Annotated in this window: 20 protein-coding genes; 7 read left to right on the top strand and 13 right to left on the bottom strand. The window is 71.6% G+C overall.

Going from position 1 to position 21,493, the window contains the following annotated elements; translation table 11 throughout:
• Positions 1–41: 41 nt before the first annotated feature.
• On the bottom strand, positions 42–887 hold the full coding sequence (locus tag ACWC94_RS16015; protein WP_450797155.1) for an SDR family NAD(P)-dependent oxidoreductase: 846 nt from the start codon (positions 885–887) through the stop codon (positions 42–44).
• An 86-nt stretch (positions 888–973) separates the two neighbouring features.
• Here ACWC94_RS16015 and ACWC94_RS16010 point away from each other — a divergent pair, with 86 nt between their 5' ends.
• Together ACWC94_RS16010 and ACWC94_RS16005 are read left to right on the top strand one after the other, a co-directional pair.
• Positions 974–1,480 (top strand): MarR family winged helix-turn-helix transcriptional regulator, encoded by a 507-nt coding sequence (locus ACWC94_RS16010; RefSeq protein WP_450797154.1) that lies wholly within the window; start codon positions 974–976, stop codon positions 1,478–1,480.
• 114 nt (positions 1,481–1,594) lie between these two features.
• Entirely contained in the window at positions 1,595–2,152 is a 558-nt protein-coding gene (locus ACWC94_RS16005) for a pyridoxamine 5'-phosphate oxidase family protein (RefSeq protein ID WP_450797153.1), read from the top strand.
• A gap of 484 nt (positions 2,153–2,636) precedes the next feature.
• Here the strand turns inward: ACWC94_RS16005 and ACWC94_RS16000 are convergent, their stop codons facing one another.
• Positions 2,637–2,972 carry a hypothetical protein gene (locus tag ACWC94_RS16000; protein WP_450797152.1) on the bottom strand — a complete coding sequence of 112 codons (336 nt, stop codon included), beginning with the start codon at positions 2,970–2,972 and terminating at the stop codon, positions 2,637–2,639.
• Positions 2,973–3,115: 143 nt separating this feature from the next.
• On the opposite strand from ACWC94_RS16000, the gene ACWC94_RS15995 reads away from it, so the two are divergent.
• The 3 genes from ACWC94_RS15995 to ACWC94_RS15985 are packed head-to-tail and all read left to right on the top strand — an operon-like array spanning position 3,116 to position 7,156.
• Positions 3,116–3,859 (top strand): beta-phosphoglucomutase family hydrolase, encoded by a 744-nt coding sequence (locus tag ACWC94_RS15995; RefSeq protein ID WP_450797151.1) that lies wholly within the window; start codon positions 3,116–3,118, stop codon positions 3,857–3,859.
• Positions 3,856–6,252 (top strand): glycoside hydrolase family 65 protein, encoded by a 2,397-nt coding sequence (locus ACWC94_RS15990; RefSeq protein ID WP_450797150.1) that lies wholly within the window; start codon positions 3,856–3,858, stop codon positions 6,250–6,252. The genes ACWC94_RS15995 and ACWC94_RS15990 overlap by 4 nt, the downstream gene beginning before the upstream one ends.
• Before the next feature lie 52 nt (positions 6,253–6,304).
• Positions 6,305–7,156 carry a class I SAM-dependent methyltransferase gene (locus ACWC94_RS15985; protein WP_450797149.1) on the top strand — a complete coding sequence of 284 codons (852 nt, stop codon included), beginning with the start codon at positions 6,305–6,307 and terminating at the stop codon, positions 7,154–7,156.
• A 42-nt stretch (positions 7,157–7,198) separates the two neighbouring features.
• Here the strand turns inward: ACWC94_RS15985 and ACWC94_RS15980 are convergent, their stop codons facing one another.
• Entirely contained in the window at positions 7,199–7,657 is a 459-nt protein-coding gene (locus ACWC94_RS15980) for a hypothetical protein (RefSeq protein WP_450797148.1), read from the bottom strand.
• 224 nt (positions 7,658–7,881) lie between these two features.
• Between ACWC94_RS15980 and ACWC94_RS15975 the strand changes: the two genes are divergently transcribed.
• Complete coding sequence (locus ACWC94_RS15975) at positions 7,882–8,838, top strand: MerR family transcriptional regulator (protein WP_450797147.1); 957 nt, start codon at positions 7,882–7,884, stop codon at positions 8,836–8,838.
• Here the strand turns inward: ACWC94_RS15975 and ACWC94_RS15970 are convergent.
• From ACWC94_RS15970 to ACWC94_RS15945, 6 genes are all read right to left on the bottom strand, one after another.
• The gene (locus ACWC94_RS15970) at positions 8,720–9,046 is read right to left on the bottom strand and encodes a hypothetical protein (RefSeq protein ID WP_450797146.1); all 327 of its coding nucleotides are present in this window, start codon (positions 9,044–9,046) and stop codon (positions 8,720–8,722) included. The two genes, ACWC94_RS15975 and ACWC94_RS15970, sit on opposite strands and share 119 nt — an antisense overlap.
• Positions 9,047–9,341: 295 nt before the next feature.
• On the bottom strand, positions 9,342–10,730 hold the full coding sequence (locus ACWC94_RS15965) for a (2,3-dihydroxybenzoyl)adenylate synthase (RefSeq protein WP_450797145.1): 1,389 nt from the start codon (positions 10,728–10,730) through the stop codon (positions 9,342–9,344).
• A 372-nt stretch (positions 10,731–11,102) separates the two neighbouring features.
• Positions 11,103–12,776 (bottom strand): glycoside hydrolase family 13 protein, encoded by a 1,674-nt coding sequence (locus tag ACWC94_RS15960; RefSeq protein WP_450797144.1) that lies wholly within the window; start codon positions 12,774–12,776, stop codon positions 11,103–11,105.
• 59 nt (positions 12,777–12,835) lie between these two features.
• The gene (locus ACWC94_RS15955) at positions 12,836–13,669 is read right to left on the bottom strand and encodes a carbohydrate ABC transporter permease (RefSeq protein WP_450797143.1); all 834 of its coding nucleotides are present in this window, start codon (positions 13,667–13,669) and stop codon (positions 12,836–12,838) included.
• A complete protein-coding gene (locus ACWC94_RS15950; protein ID WP_450797142.1) occupies positions 13,666–14,727 on the bottom strand; it encodes a carbohydrate ABC transporter permease in 1,062 nt (353 codons plus the stop codon). Before ACWC94_RS15950 ends, ACWC94_RS15955 begins: the two co-directional genes overlap by 4 nt.
• Positions 14,728–14,738: 11 nt before the next feature.
• The gene (locus tag ACWC94_RS15945; protein ID WP_450797141.1) at positions 14,739–16,037 is read right to left on the bottom strand and encodes an ABC transporter substrate-binding protein; all 1,299 of its coding nucleotides are present in this window, start codon (positions 16,035–16,037) and stop codon (positions 14,739–14,741) included.
• Positions 16,038–16,369: 332 nt separating this feature from the next.
• On the opposite strand from ACWC94_RS15945, the gene ACWC94_RS15940 reads away from it, so the two are divergent.
• Positions 16,370–17,434 carry a LacI family DNA-binding transcriptional regulator gene (locus ACWC94_RS15940; protein ID WP_450797140.1) on the top strand — a complete coding sequence of 355 codons (1,065 nt, stop codon included), beginning with the start codon at positions 16,370–16,372 and terminating at the stop codon, positions 17,432–17,434.
• A 118-nt stretch (positions 17,435–17,552) separates the two neighbouring features.
• Here ACWC94_RS15940 and ACWC94_RS15935 read toward each other — a convergent pair whose 3' ends face one another.
• From ACWC94_RS15935 to ACWC94_RS15920, 4 genes are read right to left on the bottom strand one after another with little or no spacing between them, the layout of a single operon-like run.
• Positions 17,553–18,446 carry a hypothetical protein gene (locus ACWC94_RS15935; RefSeq protein ID WP_450797139.1) on the bottom strand — a complete coding sequence of 298 codons (894 nt, stop codon included), beginning with the start codon at positions 18,444–18,446 and terminating at the stop codon, positions 17,553–17,555.
• Positions 18,443–19,426 (bottom strand): ScbA/BarX family gamma-butyrolactone biosynthesis protein, encoded by a 984-nt coding sequence (locus ACWC94_RS15930; RefSeq protein WP_450797138.1) that lies wholly within the window; start codon positions 19,424–19,426, stop codon positions 18,443–18,445. Before ACWC94_RS15930 ends, ACWC94_RS15935 begins: the two co-directional genes overlap by 4 nt.
• Positions 19,427–19,436: 10 nt before the next feature.
• On the bottom strand, positions 19,437–20,369 hold the full coding sequence (locus ACWC94_RS15925) for a nucleoside-diphosphate kinase (RefSeq protein ID WP_450797137.1): 933 nt from the start codon (positions 20,367–20,369) through the stop codon (positions 19,437–19,439).
• Complete coding sequence (locus tag ACWC94_RS15920) at positions 20,366–21,460, bottom strand: SDR family oxidoreductase (RefSeq protein ID WP_450797136.1); 1,095 nt, start codon at positions 21,458–21,460, stop codon at positions 20,366–20,368. The genes ACWC94_RS15925 and ACWC94_RS15920 overlap by 4 nt, the downstream gene beginning before the upstream one ends.
• Positions 21,461–21,493: the final 33 nt, after the last annotated feature.

Below are 21,493 nucleotides of genomic sequence, written 5' to 3'. Positions count from 1 at the left end.
AAGCAGCCGCCACCGTCACGCACCGGCGGCCGTCGGGCCCGTCAGGCGAGCCAGGCGGCGGTGAGGTCCTGGATCGCGGAGCCGTCGGCGTCGGCCAGCTTGGTGCCGACGAAGGCGCGGGCCCAGTCGGAGGTCTGGATCCGGAAGGCGGGCCGGTCGGCGTCGAGCGCCTCCATGACCGCCTCCGCCGCCGCAGCCGGGGTCTGGGCGCTGCCGTCAAGGAACTGCTCGGCGGTACGGTCGATGTAGTGGCGCAGCGCCTCGGAGTACGGGCCGGCGTCGATGTCGGCCTCGAGGTCGAAGCCGATGTTGTTCACGAACTCGGTGGCTACGGCGCCCGGTTCCACCACGGACACGCTCACGCCCAGCGTCCGCGCGACCGGGGCCAGGCCCTCCATGTAGCCCTCGACCGCGAACTTGGCGGCGCAGTAGGCCTCGTTGAACGGCTGGCCGATGACACCGCCCACGCTGGTGACGGTGATCAGGCGCCCGCCGGCGGCGCGCAGGTGCGGGAGTGCGGCCTTGGAGACGTTCAGCACGCCGAAGAAGTTGACCTCCATCACCGTGCGAACGTCTGCGAGGGAGTCGTTCTCCAAGGTGCCCAGGTGGCCGGCGCCCGCGTTGTTGACGACGGCGTCCAGGCGGCCGTAGTCGGCGATCACGCCGTCGACGGCGGCGGCGACGGACGCCTCGTCGGTCACGTCGAGCTGACGGATGTCGAGTACGACACCCGCTTCGGCGGCGGCCTTGCGCAGCGACTCGGCGCGGGTGGTGTCGCGCAGGGTGGCGACGGTGCGCCAGCCGGCCCGGGCGGCGGCGATGGCGGCGGCCAGGCCGATGCCGGAGGAGGTGCCGGTGATGAGGACGGTGCGAGGGGTGGCGGACATGGTGAAGCCTTTCGGGCCGTTTATGTGCGTGCACACACAACATAGCTTTATGTGTGTGCGCACGCAACACGCCTATACTGGGGATCATGCCGAAGAAGCTCCCCCAGGCCGAGATGCCCGCCGCCGACTACGCCTTCTACGGGCTGGTCTGGGCCGGGACCGTGCTGACCGAGCGGGTCGACCGGGCCCTGACCAAGGCCCACGACCTCCCCGTGTCCTGGTTCGAGGTCATGCTGTGGCTGGCGTCGAGCCCCGAGGCCGTGCCCGCCTCCGTCCTCGGCAACAGCACCATGCTCAGCCGCAGCCAGGTCTCCCGAGTCGTCGACGCCCTCCAGGCCCGGGGCCTGGTGGCCCGGACCCCGTCCGCGCGCGACGCACGGTCGGTCGAGGTCTCCCTCACCGACGAGGGCCACCGCGTGTTCGCGGAAGCAGACGCCACCCGCCGCGGGGCCCTGGCTCCGGTCTTCACCGACCTCCTCGACGAGCACGACATCGCCTCCCTCGGCAGGGTGTGGCAAAAGCTCAAGGCGGAAAAGGCACGACTGGCGCAAGAACCCACGACCACGCCCCGTCCTGCCGCACCCGATCGGTGACCTGACCCCGTCGGGGCCGCACAGTCACCTTTCCCAGCCTTGGGCGACCCGTCGGCGTGGCGACGTTCCCGGTCGGGGCGGTCGGCTTACATGGGAGGGAGGAAGGAGACCCGCATGAGAGCACAGGGACCCGCCAAGCAGCCCGTGTCCGAGCTGGATGCCCGCTACAGTTCCGCGCTCCACCCCCGCCCGGGTGCCGCGGACGTCACCGCCACCCCATGGGCCGAGGCCGAGCGGCAGCTGGCGACCGCCGAGATCTTCTGGGTGTCCACGGTGCGCGCGGACGGCCGGCTGCACGTCACCCCCGTGATCGCCGCCTGGCACGACGGGGTGGTGTACTTCTCCACCGGCAAGGGGGAACAGAAGGCGAAGAACCTCGCTCACGACAGCCACTGCGCGCTGACCACCGGCGGGAACTCGCTCGGCGAAGGACTCGACCTCGTGGTCGAGGGCAGGGCCGAGCCGGTGACCGATCCGGCCGCGCTGGACGAGGTCATCGCGGCGTACGAGGCGAAGTACGGGCCGCACATCACCTCGCCCGAAGGCACCTTCCACGGCATCGGGGAGGCGTTCCGAAGGGGGGACGCGGTGGTGTTCGCGGTGGTCCCCGAGACGGCGTACGGCTTCGGCCGGAGCGACGGGGTCTACACCCATACGCGCTGGACGTTCTGAGCGGCGGCGGTCTCCGGTGCGCCGTCCGGCGCCGGTGCCGTCCGTGGCCGACATCCTCACGAGGGGCGCCCTCGTCGGCGAATGGCCGACGAGGGCGGCGCCGAAGCCGCCGGGCAACCGCGTACCGCCGAGGGGGAGCACCACCAGGTCGGCGTCGGGGAATCGGCGCGCGATCCGGTCGAGTCCGTCGTACAGGAGAGTGTCGCCGCGGACGTACCGCCGCGGGGAGTTCCGGTCCGGCGGCGCCGTGATCCGCACCGGTGGGCGGCCCTGTGGCGGGCGGCGTGCCGGGTGGTCTCGGTCGGCGCCGGGCGATCCAGGTGCCGCCCGGCCTCCCGGCCCCGGTGGTCCCCGTGGAGGCGACCTGCCACCGCTGGACGCCGTGGTGGTCACGGCCACGGCGGGTCCGGTCAGCCGCGGGCTCGTCAGCCCGGGCTGCCACGCGACGTCACCGTCCGGGACACGGGCCGCCCGGCGTACCGGATCACTCCGGGTGGGCCACCGCGTCCCTCTGCAGCTGTACGGACGCCAGGAGGCTCAGCGCCGGCTCTGCCTGGCGCAGCGCCTTGACCGCCGCGACCGAGGCGACGTCCCCGGTGAAGCCCACGGCGGCCAGCCGGGAGCGGACCCAGCGGGCGCGCAACTGCGCTTCGGTGGCGGCGGCGGTGGACTCGACGAGTGCGGCGGCCCGTTCCAGGCCTGGGCGCTCTTCGGGGGACGCCTCGGTCAGCGCCTGGCGGAGCGCCGCCGTGACCAGGTCGGAGTCCCGGATGAGCAGTACGGCGTCGTGTTTCTTGGTCAGCCCCGTGAATGCCTTCATGTGGATCACTGTGCCTGTCACCTTCGCGGTCGGCCAAATCACTTGAGGAACCTCAGAGGCTGCCTCCACCGAGTGGGTGCCTTCCGGCCCGCCGAGCGGTGTGCTGCCGCCGCCGACCGCACGAGCCTTCTAGCCTCGGCGACATGCTGGGGCTTCCTGCTCACGTCCGTGCCTGCCTCTTCGACCTCGACGGGGTGCTCACCCAGACCGCGAAGGTGCACGCGGCCGCCTGGAAGGAGATGTTCGACGGCTACCTCCGCGAACGCGCGACCCGTGAGGGGACCGCGTTCGTGCCCTTCGACGCGGCGGACGACTACGACGAGTACGTGGACGGGCGCCCCCGTGAGGACGGGGTGCGCACGTTCCTCGCGGCGCGCGGAGTGCACCTGCCCGAGGGGGCGCCGGACGACCCGCCGGAGGCCGAGACCGTGAACGGGCTGGGCAACCGGAAGAACGACCTGGTGCTGCGGCGGATCCGCGAGGACGGGGTGGAACCCTACGAGGGCTCGGTCCGTTTCGTTCACGCGGTGCGGGAGGCCGGCCTGCGCTGCGCGGTGGTGTCGTCCAGTGCGAACTGCAGGGACGTCCTGGTCGCGGCCGGGATCGAGGACCTCTTCGACGAGCGGATCGACGGAGTCGTGGCGCACGAGCGTCACCTGCGCGGCAAACCCGCCCCGGACACCTTCCTGGAGGCGGCCCGCGGCCTGGACCTGGGCCCGGACGAGGCGGCCGTGTTCGAAGACGCCCTGGCCGGCGTCGAGGCGGGCCGGGCGGGAGGGTTCGGCGTGGTCGTGGGCGTGGACCGGGTGGGCCAGGCGGAGCAACTGCGGGCGCACGGGGCGGATGTGGTGGTCCGGGATCTGGCCGAGCTCCTGGAGTCGCGGTGATCACTCATCCCAGCTTCACGGTGGAGCCGTGGTGCCTGCGTGAGACCGAGCTGAATCTCGAGGTGCTCGCCCAGAGCGAATCGGTGTTCGCGCTGTCGAACGGGCACGTCGGGTGGCGCGGGAACCTCGACGAGGGCGAGCCGCACGGGCTGCCCGGCGCCTACCTCAACGGTGTCTACGAGCGGCACCCGCTGCCGTACGCGGAGGCGGGCTACGGGTACCCCGAGTCCGGCCAGACGATGATCAACGTCACCGACGGCAAGATCATCCGGCTGCTCGTCGACGACCACCCGTGCGATCTGCGCTACGGCCGGCTGCTGGCCCACGAGCGGGTTCTGGACTTCCGCTCCGGTGTGCTCAGCCGGACCGCCCGGTGGACCTCGCCCGGCGGCCGTACGGTCCGGATCACCTCTCACCGGCTGGTGTCCTTCACCCAGCGGGCGGTGGCCGCGGTGGTGTACGAGGTGGAGGCCGTCGACGGGCCGGCCACCGTGGCCGTGCAGTCCGAGCTCGTCGCCAACGAACAGCTGCCCCGCTTCGAGGGCGACCCCCGTGTCGCCGCGGCGACCGGGGCCCCGCTCGTGCCCGAGGAGCACTTCGCACAGGAGACCCGGCTTCGGCTCGTGCACCGCACCGACCGCAGCGCGCTGCGGGTGGGAGCGGCGGCCGACCACCTCGTCGAGGGGCCGGAGAGCACGAGTTGGACGGCCCAGAGCGAACCGGACGTCAGCCGGCTGACGGTGACCGCGGACCTGGTGCCCGGACAGCCGCTGCGGCTGGTGAAGTTCGTGGCCTACGGCTGGTCCGGGGAGCGTTCGCTGCCGGCCGTGCACGATCAGGTGGACGGGGCGGTGGCGGCCGCGGTCAGCACCGGCTGGGACGGACTGGTCGCCGGCCAGCGGACGTATCTGGACCGCTTCTGGGCCGGCGCGGACGTCGAGGTGGAGGGCGACGCGCAGATCCAGCAGGCGGTGCGGTTCGCCCTGTTCCATGTGCTCCAGGCGGCAGCCCGCGGCGAGAACCGGGCGATTCCCGCGAAGGGCCTGACCGGCACCGGGTACGACGGGCACTCCTTCTGGGACACCGAGTCCTATGTGCTGCCGGTCCTGACCTTCACCGCGCCGGAGGCCGTCGCGTCGGCGCTGCGCTGGCGGCACCGGACCCTGCCGGCGGCACGGGAACGCGCGCGCCAGCTCGGGCTGGCCGGGGCGACGTTCCCCTGGCGGACCATCGACGGCGCCGAGTGCTCGGCCTACTGGCCCGCCGGGACGGCCGCCTTCCACGTCAACGCCGACATCGCCGTGGCCGTCGTACGGTACGTCATGGTGACCGGGGACGAGGACTTCGAGCGCGCCGAGGGGCTCGACCTCCTCGTGGACACCGCCCGGCTGTGGCGCTCCCTGGGTCACCACGACGCGGAAGGCGTCTTCCACATCGACGGGGTCACCGGCCCCGACGAGTACAGCGCGTTCGCCCGGGACAACCTGTACACCAACCTGATGGCCCGGCAGAACCTGCTGGCCGCCGCGGACGTGGCGGTGCGACATCCGGAGCGGGCCGCGGAACTCGGTGTCGACGAAGAGGAGGCCGCGGTGTGGCGGGACGCCGCGGCCCGCATGGCGCTGCCGTACAACGCGTCTCTCGGCGTCCACGAGCAGTCGGCCGGTTTCACGACCTTCCAGCGCTGGGACTTCGAGGCGACCCCACCCGATCACTACCCGCTGCTGCTGCACTACCCCTATTTCGACCTGTATCGCAAGCAGGTGGTGAAGCAGGCCGACCTGGTCCTGGCGATGATGGAGTGCCCGCACGTCTTCACCGAGGAGCAGAAGGCGCGCAATTTCGCCTACTACGACGCGCTGACCGTGCGCGATTCCTCCCTCTCGGCGTGCTGCCAGGCGGTGCTCGCCGCCGAGACCGGGCACCTGCGGCTGGCCTACGCCTACCTCGGCGAGGCCGCGCTGATGGACCTGGACGACCTCGAGCACAACACCCGTGACGGGCTGCACATCGCCTCCCTCGCCGGAACCTGGATCGCCCTGGTCGCAGGTTTCGGGGGGATGCGCCGCTACATCGGCGAGGGCGGACAGCAGGACCGGCTGGCGTTCACACCGCGCTTGCCGGAAGCGCTGTCCAGGGTGGCGTTCACCGTCCTGGTGCGCGGACGCGGACTGAAGGTGGACATCGGCCAGTCCCGTACGCGGTACCAGCTGGTGGAAGGCCCACCGCTGGTCGTGCTGCACCACGGCGAGCCGACGACGGTGACCGCCGACGAGCCGGTCGACCGCCCGATGCCCCCCGTACCCGCCCGCCCCGAACCCCAACAGCCGCCGGGCCGGCACCCGGTGGGCCTGCTCGGCGGGGAGGAGCAGCGGGCTGAGACACTCGAGTAGCACGACGGGGGACATGCCGCGTGCGGACAGCGACGAGTGAGGGGGAGGCGCGATGGAGCACGAGGGGCGGCGGCGCCTCGGTCTGGAGCTGGAGGGCGTCCCCGAGACGTTGTTGTGGAATCTCTACCAGCGGGCTTTCGAGGCCCGGCAGCCGCAGCCGGTGCTCGACGATCCGAAGGCCGTCGAACTCGTCGAGCGCATCGACTACCCCTTCGAGGAGACCTTCGGCACGCCCTCCCCGTTCCTCGCCCAGGGGCAGGCCCTGCGGGTACGCACCTTCGACGAGGCCGTCAGGGTTTTCCTCCGGGAGCACCCCCACGGCACCGTCGTGACGCTCGCCGAGGGACTGGAGACACAGTTCTGGCGGGTCGACAACGGCCGCGCACGCTGGCTCTGCGTCGAACTTCCGGAGACGGCGAAGGTGCGCGGCGCGCTGCTGCCGGACGGGGAACGCCGCCGGACGCTGGCGCAGTCGGCACTGGACCTGTCCTGGCGGGACGAGGTGGACGCCTCGCAGGGCGTGCTCGTCACCGCCCAGGGCCTGCTGATGTACCTCCGCCCGGCCGAGGTGCGGAAGCTGATCGCGGGCTGCGCCGAAGCGTTCCCGGGCGGAACGCTGGTCTTCGATGCGGTGCCTCGGTGGTTCAGCCGGCGCACCCTGCGTGGGCGGATGAGGACGGCCCAGGGTTATGTCACTCCGCCCATGCCCTGGGCCCTCGACGCCGGGGAGCTGCGCAAGGTCGGCACGGCGCACCCGGCCATCACCGAGGTGCGGGAACTGCCGCTGCCCCGGGGGCGCGGCGCGTACTTCGGCGTGGTGTGGCCCGTGCTGCAGAGGCTGCCAGTGGTGCGCGACATCCGGCCGACCATGACCGTCCTGACACGTTTCGGTCCAACTGCCTAGTGCCTTCGTGCTGATGCCTTCGTGGTCAGTCCCTCCTCGTGGTCAGTGCCTCGCGGTGCTTCGCCCGGACGCGGTGCGCTCGCCTGCCACCGTGTGTGGCGGTGCCGGGAGGACGGGGGCCGTCTGCCTCGCTCCCAGGCATGTGAGGGAGACGAGGACGAACAGCCCTTCCACGATCAGGGAAAGGGGGCCGTACGGCGGTTCCCAGCCGGATTCGTAGTAGCCGCCGGGCAGACCGACGGTGCGCGAGAACAGAAATCCGATGATCATGCCGAGGCTGACGAGGGCTCCGGTCAGCCAGGCGGCTGCCGAACGCCTCATGGTCACCAGTGCCGCGGCCACGACGAGCATGACGGCACTGCCCAGGGCGAACAGCACACCGATGTAGAACTTCTCCTCGAGGTGATCAGGGACGAGGAGGCCGTGCAGCACCGCGTTGCCGATCGCGCAGCACGCTCCCAGTCCTCTCAGGGTGATGTCGGTGGCAGAGAGGGAGTTCATGGTGACTCCAGCCGTTCCTGTGCGGTGAACGCGGGCGAAACTCCTCAGCATTGCTCTGTCTCGGGCGGCGTCGCCTCCTGTGAGGGGGATACGCAAACGACGTTGGAAGGGATTGCGGCGGACGTCTGCACAGGCCTGGCGGACCGCCGGCCCGGCTGCCCGGACCGGCGCTTGACCTTGCCCCCGAGGGCAGGGTCTAGCGTGTGGACAGCGAGGTGAACGGCATGAGGATCAGTGAGCTTGCGCGTCGGGCCGGCGTGACGACGAAAGCAGTGCGGTACTACGAGTCGCTGGGGTTGATCACTCCCGAGCGCCTCGCCAACGGCTATCGCGACTACGGCGAGGACGACGTGCGCCTCGTGCGCGAGATCAGGTCGCTCCATCATCTCGGCATCCCCGTCGAACGGACCCGGCCCTTCCTGGAGTGCCTGGCCGCCGGGAGCCCGCACGCCGACGACTGCCCCGCCTCGCTGGCCACCTACCGGGAGGCCATCGACGCACTCACCGAGCGCATCGAGGCCCTCAACGCCCGTCGCGCCACACTGATCACCAACCTGCGGGTCGCGGCCCACCGGGGCAGCGGTGTCGCACCCCTCGGGGAGGCCGGGGCGGCGGACGGCGGCCACCTGACCCTTCCCCCGGACCTGCCCGTCCCCGAGGACGACGGCGCCGCCGCCCATCTGCCCGGCACGGCGATGCCACCCCTCGCGCTGCGGGACACCGCGGGCAGAGCGATCCGACTGGACGCACTGGGTCCCCGCCGCACGGTGATCTACGTCTATCCCCTCACCGGCCGCCCCGGCACCGACCTGCCGGAAGGCTGGAACACCATCCCCGGCGCGCGCGGCTGCACCCCCGAGACATGCGGCTTCCGCGACCACTTCCAGGACCTCCTGGAAGCCGGCGCCGGCCGCGTGTACGGGCTGTCCAGCCAGGACAGCGACTACCAGAACGAGGTCGTGGAGCGGCTCGGCCTGCCCTTCGACATGCTCTCCGACCCCGCTCTCGACCTGGCCGGCGCCCTCGGGCTGCCCACCTTCGAGGCCGCCGGGACGAGGCTGTTCAGACGACTGACCCTCGTCGTCCGCGACAGCGTGGTCGAGTACGTCTTCTACCCCGTCTTCCCGCCGGACGAGCACGCCGAACAGGTGCTGACCTGGTTGCGCGAGAACCCGCTGTGAGACAGACCCTTCGAGGGTTTCGCCGTCCTCGGGGGACGGCCGGTCGGCGCAGGTGTACGGCCACGACCCGGGTGACGCCGCCGAGCGGGTCCGGGCGGTGCTTCGCGGCGAGCGGACGGCCGGTGTCCAGAACGACGTCGTCCAGGCCGCCGCCGGGGTGGTCGGTCTGCTCCTGGCAGTACACGAGCGGGCCGCGTCCGATCGCCACGCAGCCCCGTACGGCGTCCACCCGGGGGTCGGCCGCGGTCAGCCGCGGCTCCAGTCCGAGATCGAGGCGGACGCGACACCCGGGGCGCACACGGTGCCGTGCCGGCTGGTGGTGCGGGAGTCGACCTGAACGGGGGCAAGTCGGGCGGTGTGGGGTGTGCCCGAACCGCGGTCACCTCGTTGCCGACGTGGCCGGTGCCCACCCCGCTGGGTCGGAGCCGGTCCGATGCCGCGCCTGCGCTGCCGAGCGGCTCACCGCGACGGTGTCCCGCCCGGGCGGCCGGCCGGCCCGTCCGTCACAGGCCGGACGGGTCTTCGTGGTCGGCCCGCCGTGGCAGGTCCCTGAGGTGGCCGGTCACCACCAGGTCGCCGTCCCCGGTACGCCGGACGAGGTCGCCGGTGCGGAAGTAGCCGTCGGGGGTGAAGGCGCGAGCGTTGTGGTCGGGCGCCCGGTAGTAGCCCCGCAGGGTGTACGGGCCGCGGGCGAGGAGTTCGCCGGGCTCCCCGTCGGGCACGTCCTTGCCGTCGACGTCGACGATCCGGATCTCGTCGTCGGGCGAGAGCGGCCGGCCCTGTGTCGTGAGCACGGTCTCCTCGGGGTCGGCGGGCCGGGTGAGGGTGAGCGGCCCCTCGGCCTCGCCGAAGACCTGCTGGAGGCGACAGCCCCATGCGGGGCCCATCCGGTCGGCGGTCGCCCGGCGCAAGGGCGCACCGCCGATCTGCACGAGACGCAGACTGCTCAAGTCGGCCCGGGCTGGGGCGAGTTCGTCGGACCAGCGCCGGGCGACGGCGGGCACCAGCGAGGTGACGGTGACCCGCTCCCGTTCGATGACCGGAAAGCACGCGGCGGGTTCCGGGTTCTCGACCAGGACGACGGTGCCGCCGGCGGAGAGGGTGCCGATGATGCCGGGGCAGCCGAAGGTGAGGTTGAACTCGGCGGGCAGCGCGGCGAGATACACGTCGTTCTCGGTGAGGGACACCAGCTCGGCGGCGGCCCGCGCCTGGTAGGCGTAGTCGTTGTGGGTGCGCGGAACGAGGTGGGACGCCGCGGTGGCACCGCCGGAGAGCAGGAGGAACGCCACCTGATCGGCGCCCTGTGCGAGCGCCGGCCCGGGCGGGGCGTCGACGGAGCCCAGCGGGAAGTAGTGGCAGCCCGACGGGTCGGTCCTGAGGCCGCCGTACGGGGAAGCGGAGGCCGGCGTCTCGAGGGTGAACACCCGCCGCAGGAAGGGCCCTCGGGCCGCGATGTCCCCGGCCATCGCCGTGTGGTCGAAGCCCTGGTACGTCGAGGGGCCGACGTAGCCGGAAGCCTCGGTGACCCGCACGAGGTGGGACACCTCGGGCGCGCGGTGCGTGACCGGGCAGAACACGGGGACCGCGCCGGCGCGCATCAGCGCGAACACGGTGATGACGAACTCGGGAACGTTCGGCAGCTGGACGACGACCCGTTGTCGGGGCCGCAGGCCGCGCAGCCGGAATCCGGCGGCCATGCGGTCCACGCGCCGGTTCAGGTTCGCGTACGTGATCCGGGTGCCGCCGTGCACGAGCGCGGTGCGCGGTCCGTGCTGCTGGGCCCAGTCGCGCAGCAGGTTGTCCAGCGTATTGCCACGCCAGTGCCCGGCCGCCCAGTAGCGGTCGACGAACTCCTCGGGCCAGGGCGTGCAGCCGTCGAGCATGGATGTCATTCGCTTTCCTCTGTACCGCTGTCCTGACCTTGACAACCCAATCCGTCAATCTCCCCGCGCACCATGCGCTTTCCCGACCACGGATGCTGAACTTCCTCGGCGGAAAGTCCAATGAGCGCCGCTGACCAGGAGGAACGGGCCTGAGTCGGGTTCGTACCTCTGCCGGACGACGACGAGCCGCTCCGCCGCGCTGTCCATGGCGGGTGGCAGGCCCGCTGGGTCCTGGAGATCCATCCGACCGACGAGGACCAGACCTTCGGCGGCTCGTACCTGGGCCTGCTGGACCTGGTGGGAACCATCGTCCGGACGTAGCGGGCGCACCTCCGGTGGCCGGAGGTGCGCCGGGTGGACGTCCGGGGTGGGCCCGCTGCTCTACACCGCGAGCCAGGCCGCCTGGTCGGGTGCGAGTCGGCCGTCCTCGAGGGGGGCGCTCGAGACGAGGACCGAGGTGTGGGCGGGCAGCGGGCAGGACTCGGTCGACAGGTTGACCACGCAGGTGAAACCGGGCTCGCGGGCGAAGGCCAGGACACCGTCGGGGGCGTCCAGCCAGGTGAGGGTGCCGTCGCCGAGCGCGGGGTGTTCACGGCGCAGGCGCAGGGCGCCGCGATAGAGCTCCAGCATCGACGTGGCGTCGCCGGTCTGCGCTTCGACGCTCAGCTCGGCCCACGTACCGGGCTGCGGCAGCCAGGGTGCTGCGGAGGCGTCCTCGGGGCTGAAGCCGAACGGCGCCGACTCTCCGCCCCATGGGAGGGGCACCCGGCAGCCGTCGCGGCCCCGGTCGGTGTGTCCGGACCGCTCCCAGACGGGGTCCTGGAGTACGTGCTCGGGCAGGTCCTCGACCTCGGGCAGGCCCAGTTCCTCACCCTGGTAGATGTAGGCGCCGCCGGGCAGGGCGAGCATGAGCAGGGCCGCCGCGCGGGCGCGCCGGGTGCCCAGCGCGAGGTCCGCGGGGCCCTCGGGGCGGTACGGCTCGTTGGCGGTCCACCGCTTGACCGTCCGGCGGCCGTAGCGGCTCGGGTGACGCATGACGTCGTGGTTGGACAGCACCCAGGTGGCCGGTGCGCCCACCGCGCCGAGCATGGCGAGTGAGTCGTCGATGACGGCGCGCAGGTCCTTCGCGCTCCAACTGGACATCAGGAAGTCGAAGTTGAACGCCGTGTGCAGGCCGTCCCGGCGGACGTACGCGGCGAGCCGCTCAGGCGTGTCCGCCCAGGCCTCGGCGACGAACGACCGGTCGCCGGGGAACTCGTCGGCCACCTTGCGCCAGGCGCGGTAGATGTCGTGGACCTCGTCGCGGTCCCAGTGGGGGTGGTCGACGTGCTGCCGGGGCCCCGGGTCGGACGGTTCCCGGGAGACGAGGGGGCCCAGCACCGCCGGTTCCCGGCGGGGCGGCAGGTCGGGCAGTTCGGGGTGCTTGACGAGTCCGTGGGCGACGTCGATACGGAAGCCGTCCACTCCCCGGCTGAACCAGAAGCGCAGGACCGACTCGAACTCGGCCCGGACGTCGGGGTGTTCCCAGTTGAGGTCGGGCTGCTGCGGGGCGAACAGGTGCAGGTACCACTCGCCGTCGGGCAGCCGGGTCCAGGCCGGCCCGCCGAAGCAGGAGACCCAGTCGTTGGGCGGCTCGCAGCCGTCGGGTCCGCGGCCGGGGCGGAAGACGTAGCGCTCGCGTTCCGGGCTGCCGGGGCCCGACGCCAGGGCGGCCTGGAACCAGGCGTGCTGGTCGGAGGTGTGGTTGGGCACGATGTCGGGGATGACGCGGATGCCGTGCCGGTGCGCTTCCTCGATGAGCTGCTCGGCCTCGGCCACCGTGCCGAACAGCGCGTCGATCGCGCGGTAGTCCGCCACGTCGTAACCGTGGTCCGCCATCGGCGACTTGTACCACGGGTTGATCCAGATGGCGTCGATCCCGAGGGACTTGAGGTACGGCAGGCGGGAGCGGATGCCGGCGATGTCACCGACTCCGTCGCCGTTGGCGTCGGCGAAACTGCGGATGTAGACCTGGTAGATGACGGCGCTGCGCCACCACGGCGCGGTGCTGGGCATGGTGTGGAGTGGGCCCTTCGGGAGTGAGGGACGGTCCGAGGTGTGGGACGGTCGGGTGTCTACTTGGCTGCGCCGGCGGTGAGTCCGGCGACGATACGGCGCTGGAAGAGCAGCACCATCACCACCAGCGGGACGGTGACCAGCACGCCCGCCGCCATCTGGCTGCCGAACGGGGTCTCGAACTGGGTCGCGCCGGCGAACTTGGAGATGGCGACCGGTGCCGTCTGCATGGCGGACTTGTTGGTCATCGACAGGGCGATGAGGAACTCGTTCCAGGCGGCGATGAACGTGATGATCGCGGTGGTGAAGAGGCCCGGCGCGGCGAGCGGGATGATGACCTTGCGGAACGCCTGGCCGCGGGTGCAGCCGTCGATCATCGCGGCGTGCTCCAGCTCGTCGGGCATCTGCCGGAAGAACGTGGTGAGGTTCCACACGGCCAGGGGCAGCGCGAACGACATGCTGGGCACGATCATCGCCTGGTAGGTGTTGATCCAGCCGATGTCGGTGAACAGCTTCAGCAGCGGAACCACGATCGACACCACGGGGAACATCGAGGTGGCGATGATCAGCGTGAGGATCAGCCGCTTGAACCGGAACTCCAGCCGGGCCATCGCGTAGGCGGTGAAGGTGGCCAGCAGCAGCGCCAGTGCCGTGGTGACACCGGCGACCACCAGGCTGTTGAGCAGCGCACGGGTGAACCCCTGGGACGGGTCGAACACCGCCCGGTAGTTCTCGAAGGACACGGGGGCGGGCAGCAGCGAGGTGTCGAAGATGTCGGAGGTGCGTCGCAGGCTGGAGACCAGCATCCAGTAGAACGGGGCCAGGCAGTAGGCCACCACCGCGGCGACTCCCAGGTACAGCAGCCGGGTGCGCCAGGTCGCCGTGCGGGTCATGCCGCCACCTCCGTCCGGCGCGGCACCGGAACGCCCCGCGGCCTCCGTCTCCTGCGGTTCGCCTTCCTGCCGCCGCGGTCGCCGACGAGGTCCGCGCCGAGCAGCCGGACGAAGGCGAGCGCGATGAGCAGGACGTAGAGGAAGAGGATCACCGCGTAGGCGGAGGCCGGTCCGAAGCGGACGTTGGAGGCCTCGTTCTGGGCGAGCATGGAGAGGGTTTCCACCGAGTTCTTCTGCGCGCCTACGAGGATGTAGGGCAGGTCGAACATCCGCAGCGCGTCCAGGCAGCGGAACAGCACCGCCACCAGCAGCGCGGGCTTCACCAGGGGCAGGGTGACGTGCCAGAACCGGCGCGGGGCGCTGGCCCCGTCGATGCGGGCGGCCTCGTAGACCTCCTTCGGGATCACCTGCAGGCCCGCCAGGACCAGCAGCCCGATGAAGGGGGCGGTCTTCCACACCTCGGCGACGATGACCGCGACCTTGGCGTGGAAGCCTTCGGTGGTCCACAGGATCTGCCGTCCGAGGATCGCGTTGGCCACGCCGTTGCTGTTGAAGATCCACCGCCACAGCAGGCCGGAGATGGCCGTGGGCACCGCCCAGGGCACGAGGATGCCTGCCCTCACCAGGGCGCGGCCCCTGAAGGCCTGGTGCATGATCAGTGCCATCGCCACGCCGATCACCGTCTCCAGGCCCACCGTGACGACCGTGAAGAACGTGGTGTTCCAGAAGGCGTTCCAGAACCGGTCACCGGCGGCGCCGAGGATGCCGGCGTAGTTGTGCAGCCCGACGAACGGCTCGGTCGTACGGATGAAACCGGTCCTCGGGTCGAGGCCCTTGGGTCCGTAGAGCGACTCGTGCAGCGCCATGAGGGTCGGGTAGAGCACCACGATGGCCAGCACCAGGAGCGTCGGCGAGACCAGCAGGGCCGCCATCCGGCCCGAACCGGCCGTCGCCCGGGCGCGCGTACCGCGGCGCGGGCTCGGCGGCGCGGGCTCCCTCCCGGAGGTGCCGCGGCGTTCGGGCACCGTGGTGTCGGGTGGGATCGTCGTGTCGGTCATGATCCGGCCCTTCACTGCCCGGCGGACTTCTGCAGGGTGCTCTGCAGGTCCTTGAGCGCCTGCGCGCTGCTCTTGCTTCCGGTCAGCGCGGCGTACGCCTCCTGCTGGATCGCCGAGGTCACGTCGCCGTAGCCCACGACCCGCGGACGGGGCACGGCGCGCAGGACGGACTGCTTGAGGACGGGCAGGTACGGATACTGCTTGACCAGCGAGGCCTCGTCGTACAGGTCGGCGTACGGCGGGGCGAGGGAGGCGTCCTTCAGGAACGTGCTCGCGCTGTCCTCACCGCTGAAGAACTTCATGAAGTCCAGGGCGGTGGCCTTGTTCTTCGCGAAGGACGACAGGGCCAGGTTGTGGCCGCCCAGGCTGGAGGATCCGGGGCCGTCGAGGCCGGGCAGCGGCGCGGTCGCGAACTTCCCGGCGAGCCCGCTCTTCTCGGCGAGGGCGTACACGTAGGGCCAGTTGCGCAGGAACACCAGCTTTCCGGACTGGAACGCCTGGCGGCTGTCCTCTTCCTGGTAGGTGACGGCCTCCTTGGGGATCGTGCCGTTCTTGACGGCACCGGCGAGGAAGTCCAGGCCCTTCCTGGCCTCGGGGGTGTCGACGTGCGGTTTGCCGCTCGCGTCGGTGACGACACCGCCGGCGGAGTTCACGGCCTCGGCGAAGTTGACCGTCAGGCCCTCGTACTTCTGGAACTGCCCGGCGTAGCAGGACATGTCCTTGGCCTCGGGCAGCTTCCTCACCTTGGCGCAGTCGGCCGTCATCTCCGACCAGGTGGTGGGCGGCTTGGCGATGCCGGCCTTCTTCAGCAGGTCGGAGCGGTAGTACAGCAGTCCTCCGTCCGAGCTGGCCGGGGCCGCGTACAGGCCGCCGCGGTACTTCGCGGTCTCCACCACGGGCTTGAGCATGCGCTGCAGCGGGAACTGCTTCTCGGGCAGTCGGTCGATCCACTGGTGGGCGGCGAACTCCGACGTCCACACGACGTCCAGGGAGAGCACCGTGTAGGCATCGGACTTCGTCTCCGCGTTCTGGATCATCTGCTGTCGCTGCGAATCCGCGTCCGTCGGCAACTGGACGAAGGTGACCTTCTCCTTGGGGTGCAGCGTGTTCCAGCGGTCGATGACCTTCTGCACCACTCCGGAGGTGTCCTTGCCGGCCACGTACGTGATGGGGCCGCGCCCCTCGAAGGACATACTCCCGGCCTGCTCCCCGGAGCCACTGCCACCGCCGGAACCGCAGGCGGTGAGGAGGAGCGCGGCGGCGACGAGCGCCGACGAGCACTGAAGGGCTCTGGTGGTCTGGGTCTTCACTGTCTCTCTCCTGGTCGTGCGGAACCGAAGGCGCGACTGATCGCCCGTACGAGACTGTGCTGTCACGGCACTCGGCGCTTCGAATGCACAGGTCAAAGCCTTGAATGAGGGATTCATGGCGACGGCGTCGACCCCGCCGTGACAACGCTTGCACGCTAGGAGTGCACCTGGGTGAAGTCAATCCGTAACTCGCCGGTATCTCGAGCAGATTTGAATGCTGTGCGCAGCCGTTTACCGGACATAACGGGGCATAAGCCTCGCCGACGGGGCGGCGTGACAGCGCTGTCACGAGAAGAGGACCACGCGACCCGCGGCTGTGCTAACTTCCGCTCATGCCACCCGCTCAACGACACCCCACGATGGCCGACGTCGCCGAACGGGCCGGCGTCTCCCCGTCCACCGTCTCGCGCACCCTGCGCGGCCTTCCGACCGTTTCGCCACAGGTGCGCGACCGCGTCGAACAGGCCGCCAGGGAGCTGGACTTCGCGGTCTCGCGGCAGGCGGCGAGCCTGGTCACGGGAAGGACCGGGGTCGTGGCGGTGCTCGTACCGACGCTCAACTCGTGGTTCATGGGATCGGCGCTGTCCAGCCTGGGCCCCCTGCTGCGCGCGGCCGGCCGGGAACTGAACGTCTACGTCATCCCCGACATGGCCGAGCGCATCTCGTTCTTCGAGCGTCTCCCGGCCCGCCGGAACGCGGACGCGCTGCTGGTCTTCGGCTTCGACCTCACCGACGAGGAGACCGCGCGCCTGGACGACCTCGGGATGCCGGTCATCTACGTCAGCCAGCACGCCGAGGGGCGGCCCAGTGTGTACGTCGACGACGTCGCCGGCGCCCTGAAGGCCACCCGGCACCTGCTCAACCTCGGCCACCGCCGGATCGCGTTCGCGCCGACCACGGGGGCCACCGGCTTCAGCTTCAGCTCGCGCGAACGCCTGCTCGGCTACCAGCAGGCGCTGACCGAGGCGGGCATCCCGGTCGACGAGGAACTCGTGGTCACCATGGCGGCCGACGACACGCGGAGTCTCGTCACCGGTGTCGGACAGCTGCTGAGCCTGCGCGAGCCGCCCACCGCTCTCTGCGCCGAACAGGACGAGCTGGCCGTGGCCGTCATCCACACCCTGCGCCAGGCCGGCATCCAGGTACCCGACCGGATGTCCGTCATCGGGTTCGACGACCATCAGGTCGCCCAGTGGTTCGACCTGTCCACCGTCGCCCAGTCGCCCTCCGACATGGGCCGGCTCGCGGGAGAACTCGCCCTGCGACTCATCGACGACACCGCGGCCGACCACACCCGGCACATCGTCCTGCCCACCCAGCTGATCCCGCGGGCGACCACGGCGCCGCCCCCGGCGCCGCCCCGGCAGGACGGCGAGACGGCACGGACATGCCCGTGAGTACCCGCGCACGGCCGCGGGCCGGTGAGGATCCGACGTCCAGATCCAGAGGTCCAGGCCGCGCCGCACGCCCCACGTGGCGGCCGGCAACTCCAGGCGCACAGGGCGAGTTCACCGGTCACGGTCGTAGCACCGCACGCGTGGTCAGCGCGAGGTACATGGCTACGACGAAGCCGGTCGCGGTCGGCATCGGCCAGCCTCCGTGCCGCGCGGACAGGAACCGCCGCGTACCCCAGGCGGGCAGGACCGCCGCGAGACAGGGCAGCAGCCCGAGCGGGCCGTCCGGCGCGCACAGCAGCACCTGGCAGCCGACCGCACCGGCCGCGAGCCCCGCGGTCACCGCCGCGCTGCGACGCGGCCCGAGATCCGCCGCGTACAGACGGGCACCGGGTGGCGCCTCCCATGCCGTCTTGCGGGCGAACTCGAAGTGCAGGAACACGCAGGCGCTCAAGGCGAGCAGCGCCGCGCCACGCCAGTCGGCGGTGACGGTCCCGGCGGCGACGAGCGAGCCGTACACATAGGCGCCGAGCAGCGCCTGTACCGGGTAGGTGACCGCCAGGTTCGGCAGCTGACGGTCGCGTACCGCGGGTGACAGCCGTTCCAGGGCGGCGAGGAGGAGCCCGTATGCGAGGGCCGCGAGGAGCAGCAGGGCGGCCGTGGCCGAGAGGGCCGCGTTCAGGGCCGTCGCCCCGACGGTGATCGCCGTCATCGCGCCGCGCAGTTCGGCCGTGGTGATCGCGCCGGTGACGAGCGGCCGGTCCGGGTGGTGGACGCGGTCGTGCGCGAGGTCCTTCTGCTCGTCCAGCATCCGCAGGAACAGCAGCGCCAGTACGACGCTCGTGACCCGCACCCAGGTGGCACCGGAGGGCCGCCAGGCCGTGCCGGTGGCCGCGACCGCCGTACCCTCCAGGGCGAGAACCCACAGCAGCCCGTAGGTGACGTAGAGGTGCGGCCGGAACCTGTGCACCACGAAGAGGCCCAGTCTGCCCGGGGCCTGTGGCAACGACGTCATGCCGCTCCGTGTGCTGCCCGGCCGGCGAGGACTCCGGCGCTGCCGGAGCGGGGCGGATCGGCCAGCCGGATGTGGGCCTCGGCGGCGACGGCGCCGTGCTGACGCAGGGTGCACTCGATGTCGGTGCCGGGCTGCACCGCAGCGGTCCGGCACCGGAGCGGCAGGTCCATCTCGGCGAAACAGCGGAACCGCGCGGTCAGGCCGACCGGCAGCGCCGTGGGTGTGCGGACGGTGCCGGCGGCTACGGCCGCGGTGAGAGCGAGCTGGCGGAAGGCCTCCAGCTCCAGCATGCCGGGCACGTGGTCGACCCAGTGGTCGTACAGCGTCGGATGCGTGGTGTCGACGACCAGTCGGGCTGTGCGGGTGCCGTCGCCTGCGGAGCGGGGTGGGGAGATGGCCGCGTTGGCCGGGTCACGCCGCCCGACGAGGGCGGGATCGACGCGTGGTCCGGACAGGGCGACGGGAACGTCGGGCAGGCCGAGTGCGCCCCGCTGACGGGCCCGCAGGCGCGTCCAGTCCTCGGGGGGCATCCAGGAGTAGTCGATGCGGGCCAGCAGGGCCTCCTGTGTGCCGATGGTGCAGGTGAAGCGCAGCCGCAGTCCCGTGACCGCCGCCCGGGTGCGGAACCGGTGCTCGATCCGGACGGCGATGACGGCTTCGGCGGGGAGGTCACCGCAGCCGAGGGCCGCCGGGTCGGGCACCTCGAACTCGACCGCGCGCAGCAGGAACTTGTGGCCGAGGGGGACGTCGAGGTAGCGGTGGGCCACCACGAAGATGCCCTGCCTGCACGCTTCGAACAGCAGCAGTGGATCGTGGTGGGCAGGCGGGCCGAGGGTGTCGTGGTAGTAGGCGTGTCGGCGGGGAAGCTGCGCGGCCAGCAGCAGCTCGTCCTCGCTGTGGCGCTCGGCGTCGGTCAGGAAGACCTCGGCGACCGCTGCCCGGTGCACCAGTTCCTTGGCGAGTGTCCGGGTGAACCGCATGGACCGCTCCTCACTTCAGGGTGTCCAGGTGGCGGCGCCAGGTCCCGGCGTCGGCCCCGTCGAGTACGGGGACGCGGCCCGGGTGCCGCATGGGGAGCACCTTGGATCCGACGATGACGGTGTCCCACGGGTCGAGGCCGATCCCGTGCTCCCACGCGGTCTCCAGCAGCGGGCGCGGGGCCGCCGTCGGATCGGTGCCGGGCTGCCGGGACACGGTGTCGCGCAGCCGTTCGAGGGCGGGGTCGAAGTCGAGTTCCCGGGGCTTGGTGGCCGCGTACAGCCGGCCGGTCAGCCGCAGGGCGTCCGCGGTGCGGTCCTCGTCGGCCAGGGCGGAGCGGAAGAGGCGGTCGCGTGCGGTGTCGTCGAAGTGGACGGCCAGCTCCCGCAGCACGTCGGCGGGCTCGTCGGGGGTGTGCGCCAGGTTCAGCAGGTAACTGTGGCGGCCCAGGAGGTGACGCAGCTGGCCCGGCCGGCGGGCGTCGGGGTCCGTGGGGCCCTTGAGCCGGGTGAGTTCGACCGACGCGGGGATGTCCAGGGGGTGGTCGGGGCGGACGAGCAGCACCAGGGCGTCGGCGTCCTCCAGGAACAGGGCGGCGAGCCTTCTGCGGTAGGGGGTGGCGAGGTTCCACTGGAAGTACCACAGAGCGCGGATCATGGTGCGGGTCAGCCGGGTGACCGCCGCTCCGACGATCCTGAAGCCCCGCCCGGTCAACCAGGCCACGGCCGCCTCCAGCCTGCGGGCCACCACGGCGTCCGGCTTCAGCAGCAGCGCGGCGTGCCGGTGGGCGAATCCGGTGACGTCGTCGGTGAGGGCGGCGAGCTGGTCGTGGCTCTCCTGGAAGTAGGTGTCCGCTCCGTACAGCCGCTGTTTGGCGGGGTGGCAGGTCAGCAGCGCGGACACGGGTATGCCGTGCGCGGGGCGGGCGAGGTGGGCGGGGGTCATCGGGGGGTGCTCCCGTCGGGTCGGGCTGCGGTGGCCGGCGTCCGGCGCGGGGCCGGGCCGAGATAGCCGGTGGCGAGGCAGTGGTCGAGGAGGCGGCGCAGGTACGGCCGTGCCCCCGTGCGCGCCGGACGGCTGCTGAAGGCCGCGGCCTGGGAGTCGTCGAAGTGGACGCGCCGCCGGAAGTAGGTGTCGTACAGGGAGATGACGCGGTCGTAGTAGGCGCGTTCGCGGTCCGGCAGGGACCCGGCGCGGAACGCGGACGGCGGGACGAAGCGCGGCACCTGGAGACAGGGGTATTCGGCGAGGACGTCGGAGAAGTCCCGCAGGGTCAGCTCGTGCCCCACGGCGTGCAGGGTGCGGCCCTCGGCGTCCGTCGCGCGGATGGCGGCCTCGGCGACCAGGGCGGCGACGCGGTCGACCGGGACCAGGTCGAGGACGGCGTCGTAGTGACCGGGCACGGTCCGTACCAGGCCCTGGGTGAGGATCCGGAGCACGGGGTAGATGGTCCTGAAGTCGCGGACGCGTCCGCTGCGGGTGGCGCCGGTGACGATGGTCGGGCGCACCACGGACACCGGCAGGCCGTCCGCCGCGGCCGTGCGGACCATGGTCTCGGCGGTGAGTTTGCTCTTCTCGTAGCCGTTGCCGGGGTGCTGGCCGACGTCGAGTTCGTCCTCGCGGGCCATGCCGTCGCGTTCCCCGCACACATAGGCGGTGCTGAGGTGCACCAGCGGGGTGCGGACGGCGAGGGCGAGGTCCAGGACGTGGCGGGTGCCGGCGACGTTGATGCGGTCGTAGCGTTCGTCCGGCAGCCCGAAGTCGGTGACGGCCGCGCAGTGCACGATCCGGTCGGCGATGGCGGCGAGCCGCCGGTCGTCGTCGGTCATGCCGAGGCCGGGGCGGGTGATGTCGCCGGTGATCCGGGTCAGGGTGCCCGGGCCGGGCGTGAGCTTTCTGCCGTTGTTGCGGACGATGTCGGGGGTGTGGTGCAGCAGCGCCAGCACGGTGTGACCCTCGGCGGTGAGCCGGGCGGTCACCTCCGCGCCCACGAATCCGCCGGCGCCGGTCACCAGCACCGTCATCGGATCGGACATCGGTGGCTCCTTCGGACGGAAGGTCGGACGGGG

This window comes from Streptomyces sp. NPDC001135 (assembly GCF_053598395.1).
This window is presented reverse-complemented; position numbering and strand designations above follow the sequence as displayed.

Coding starts and splice junctions, on each gene's coding strand:
- ACWC94_RS15930 (WP_450797138.1), bottom strand. CDS start 19,426: ATGCGGTTCACCCGGACACTCGCCAAGGAACTGGTGCACCGGGCAGCG.
- ACWC94_RS15995 (WP_450797151.1), top strand. CDS start 3,116: ATGCTGGGGCTTCCTGCTCACGTCCGTGCCTGCCTCTTCGACCTCGAC.
- ACWC94_RS16010 (WP_450797154.1), top strand. CDS start 974: ATGCCGAAGAAGCTCCCCCAGGCCGAGATGCCCGCCGCCGACTACGCC.
- ACWC94_RS15985 (WP_450797149.1), top strand. CDS start 6,305: ATGGAGCACGAGGGGCGGCGGCGCCTCGGTCTGGAGCTGGAGGGCGTC.
- ACWC94_RS16005 (WP_450797153.1), top strand. CDS start 1,595: ATGAGAGCACAGGGACCCGCCAAGCAGCCCGTGTCCGAGCTGGATGCC.
- ACWC94_RS15960 (WP_450797144.1), bottom strand. CDS start 12,776: ATGCCCAGCACCGCGCCGTGGTGGCGCAGCGCCGTCATCTACCAGGTC.
- ACWC94_RS16015 (WP_450797155.1), bottom strand. CDS start 887: ATGTCCGCCACCCCTCGCACCGTCCTCATCACCGGCACCTCCTCCGGC.
- ACWC94_RS15940 (WP_450797140.1), top strand. CDS start 16,370: ATGCCACCCGCTCAACGACACCCCACGATGGCCGACGTCGCCGAACGG.
- ACWC94_RS15935 (WP_450797139.1), bottom strand. CDS start 18,446: ATGACGTCGTTGCCACAGGCCCCGGGCAGACTGGGCCTCTTCGTGGTG.
- ACWC94_RS15950 (WP_450797142.1), bottom strand. CDS start 14,727: ATGACCGACACGACGATCCCACCCGACACCACGGTGCCCGAACGCCGC.
- ACWC94_RS15925 (WP_450797137.1), bottom strand. CDS start 20,369: ATGACCCCCGCCCACCTCGCCCGCCCCGCGCACGGCATACCCGTGTCC.
- ACWC94_RS15980 (WP_450797148.1), bottom strand. CDS start 7,657: ATGAACTCCCTCTCTGCCACCGACATCACCCTGAGAGGACTGGGAGCG.
- ACWC94_RS15975 (WP_450797147.1), top strand. CDS start 7,882: ATGAGGATCAGTGAGCTTGCGCGTCGGGCCGGCGTGACGACGAAAGCA.
- ACWC94_RS15955 (WP_450797143.1), bottom strand. CDS start 13,669: ATGACCCGCACGGCGACCTGGCGCACCCGGCTGCTGTACCTGGGAGTC.
- ACWC94_RS16000 (WP_450797152.1), bottom strand. CDS start 2,972: ATGAAGGCATTCACGGGGCTGACCAAGAAACACGACGCCGTACTGCTC.
- ACWC94_RS15965 (WP_450797145.1), bottom strand. CDS start 10,730: ATGACATCCATGCTCGACGGCTGCACGCCCTGGCCCGAGGAGTTCGTC.
- ACWC94_RS15920 (WP_450797136.1), bottom strand. CDS start 21,460: ATGTCCGATCCGATGACGGTGCTGGTGACCGGCGCCGGCGGATTCGTG.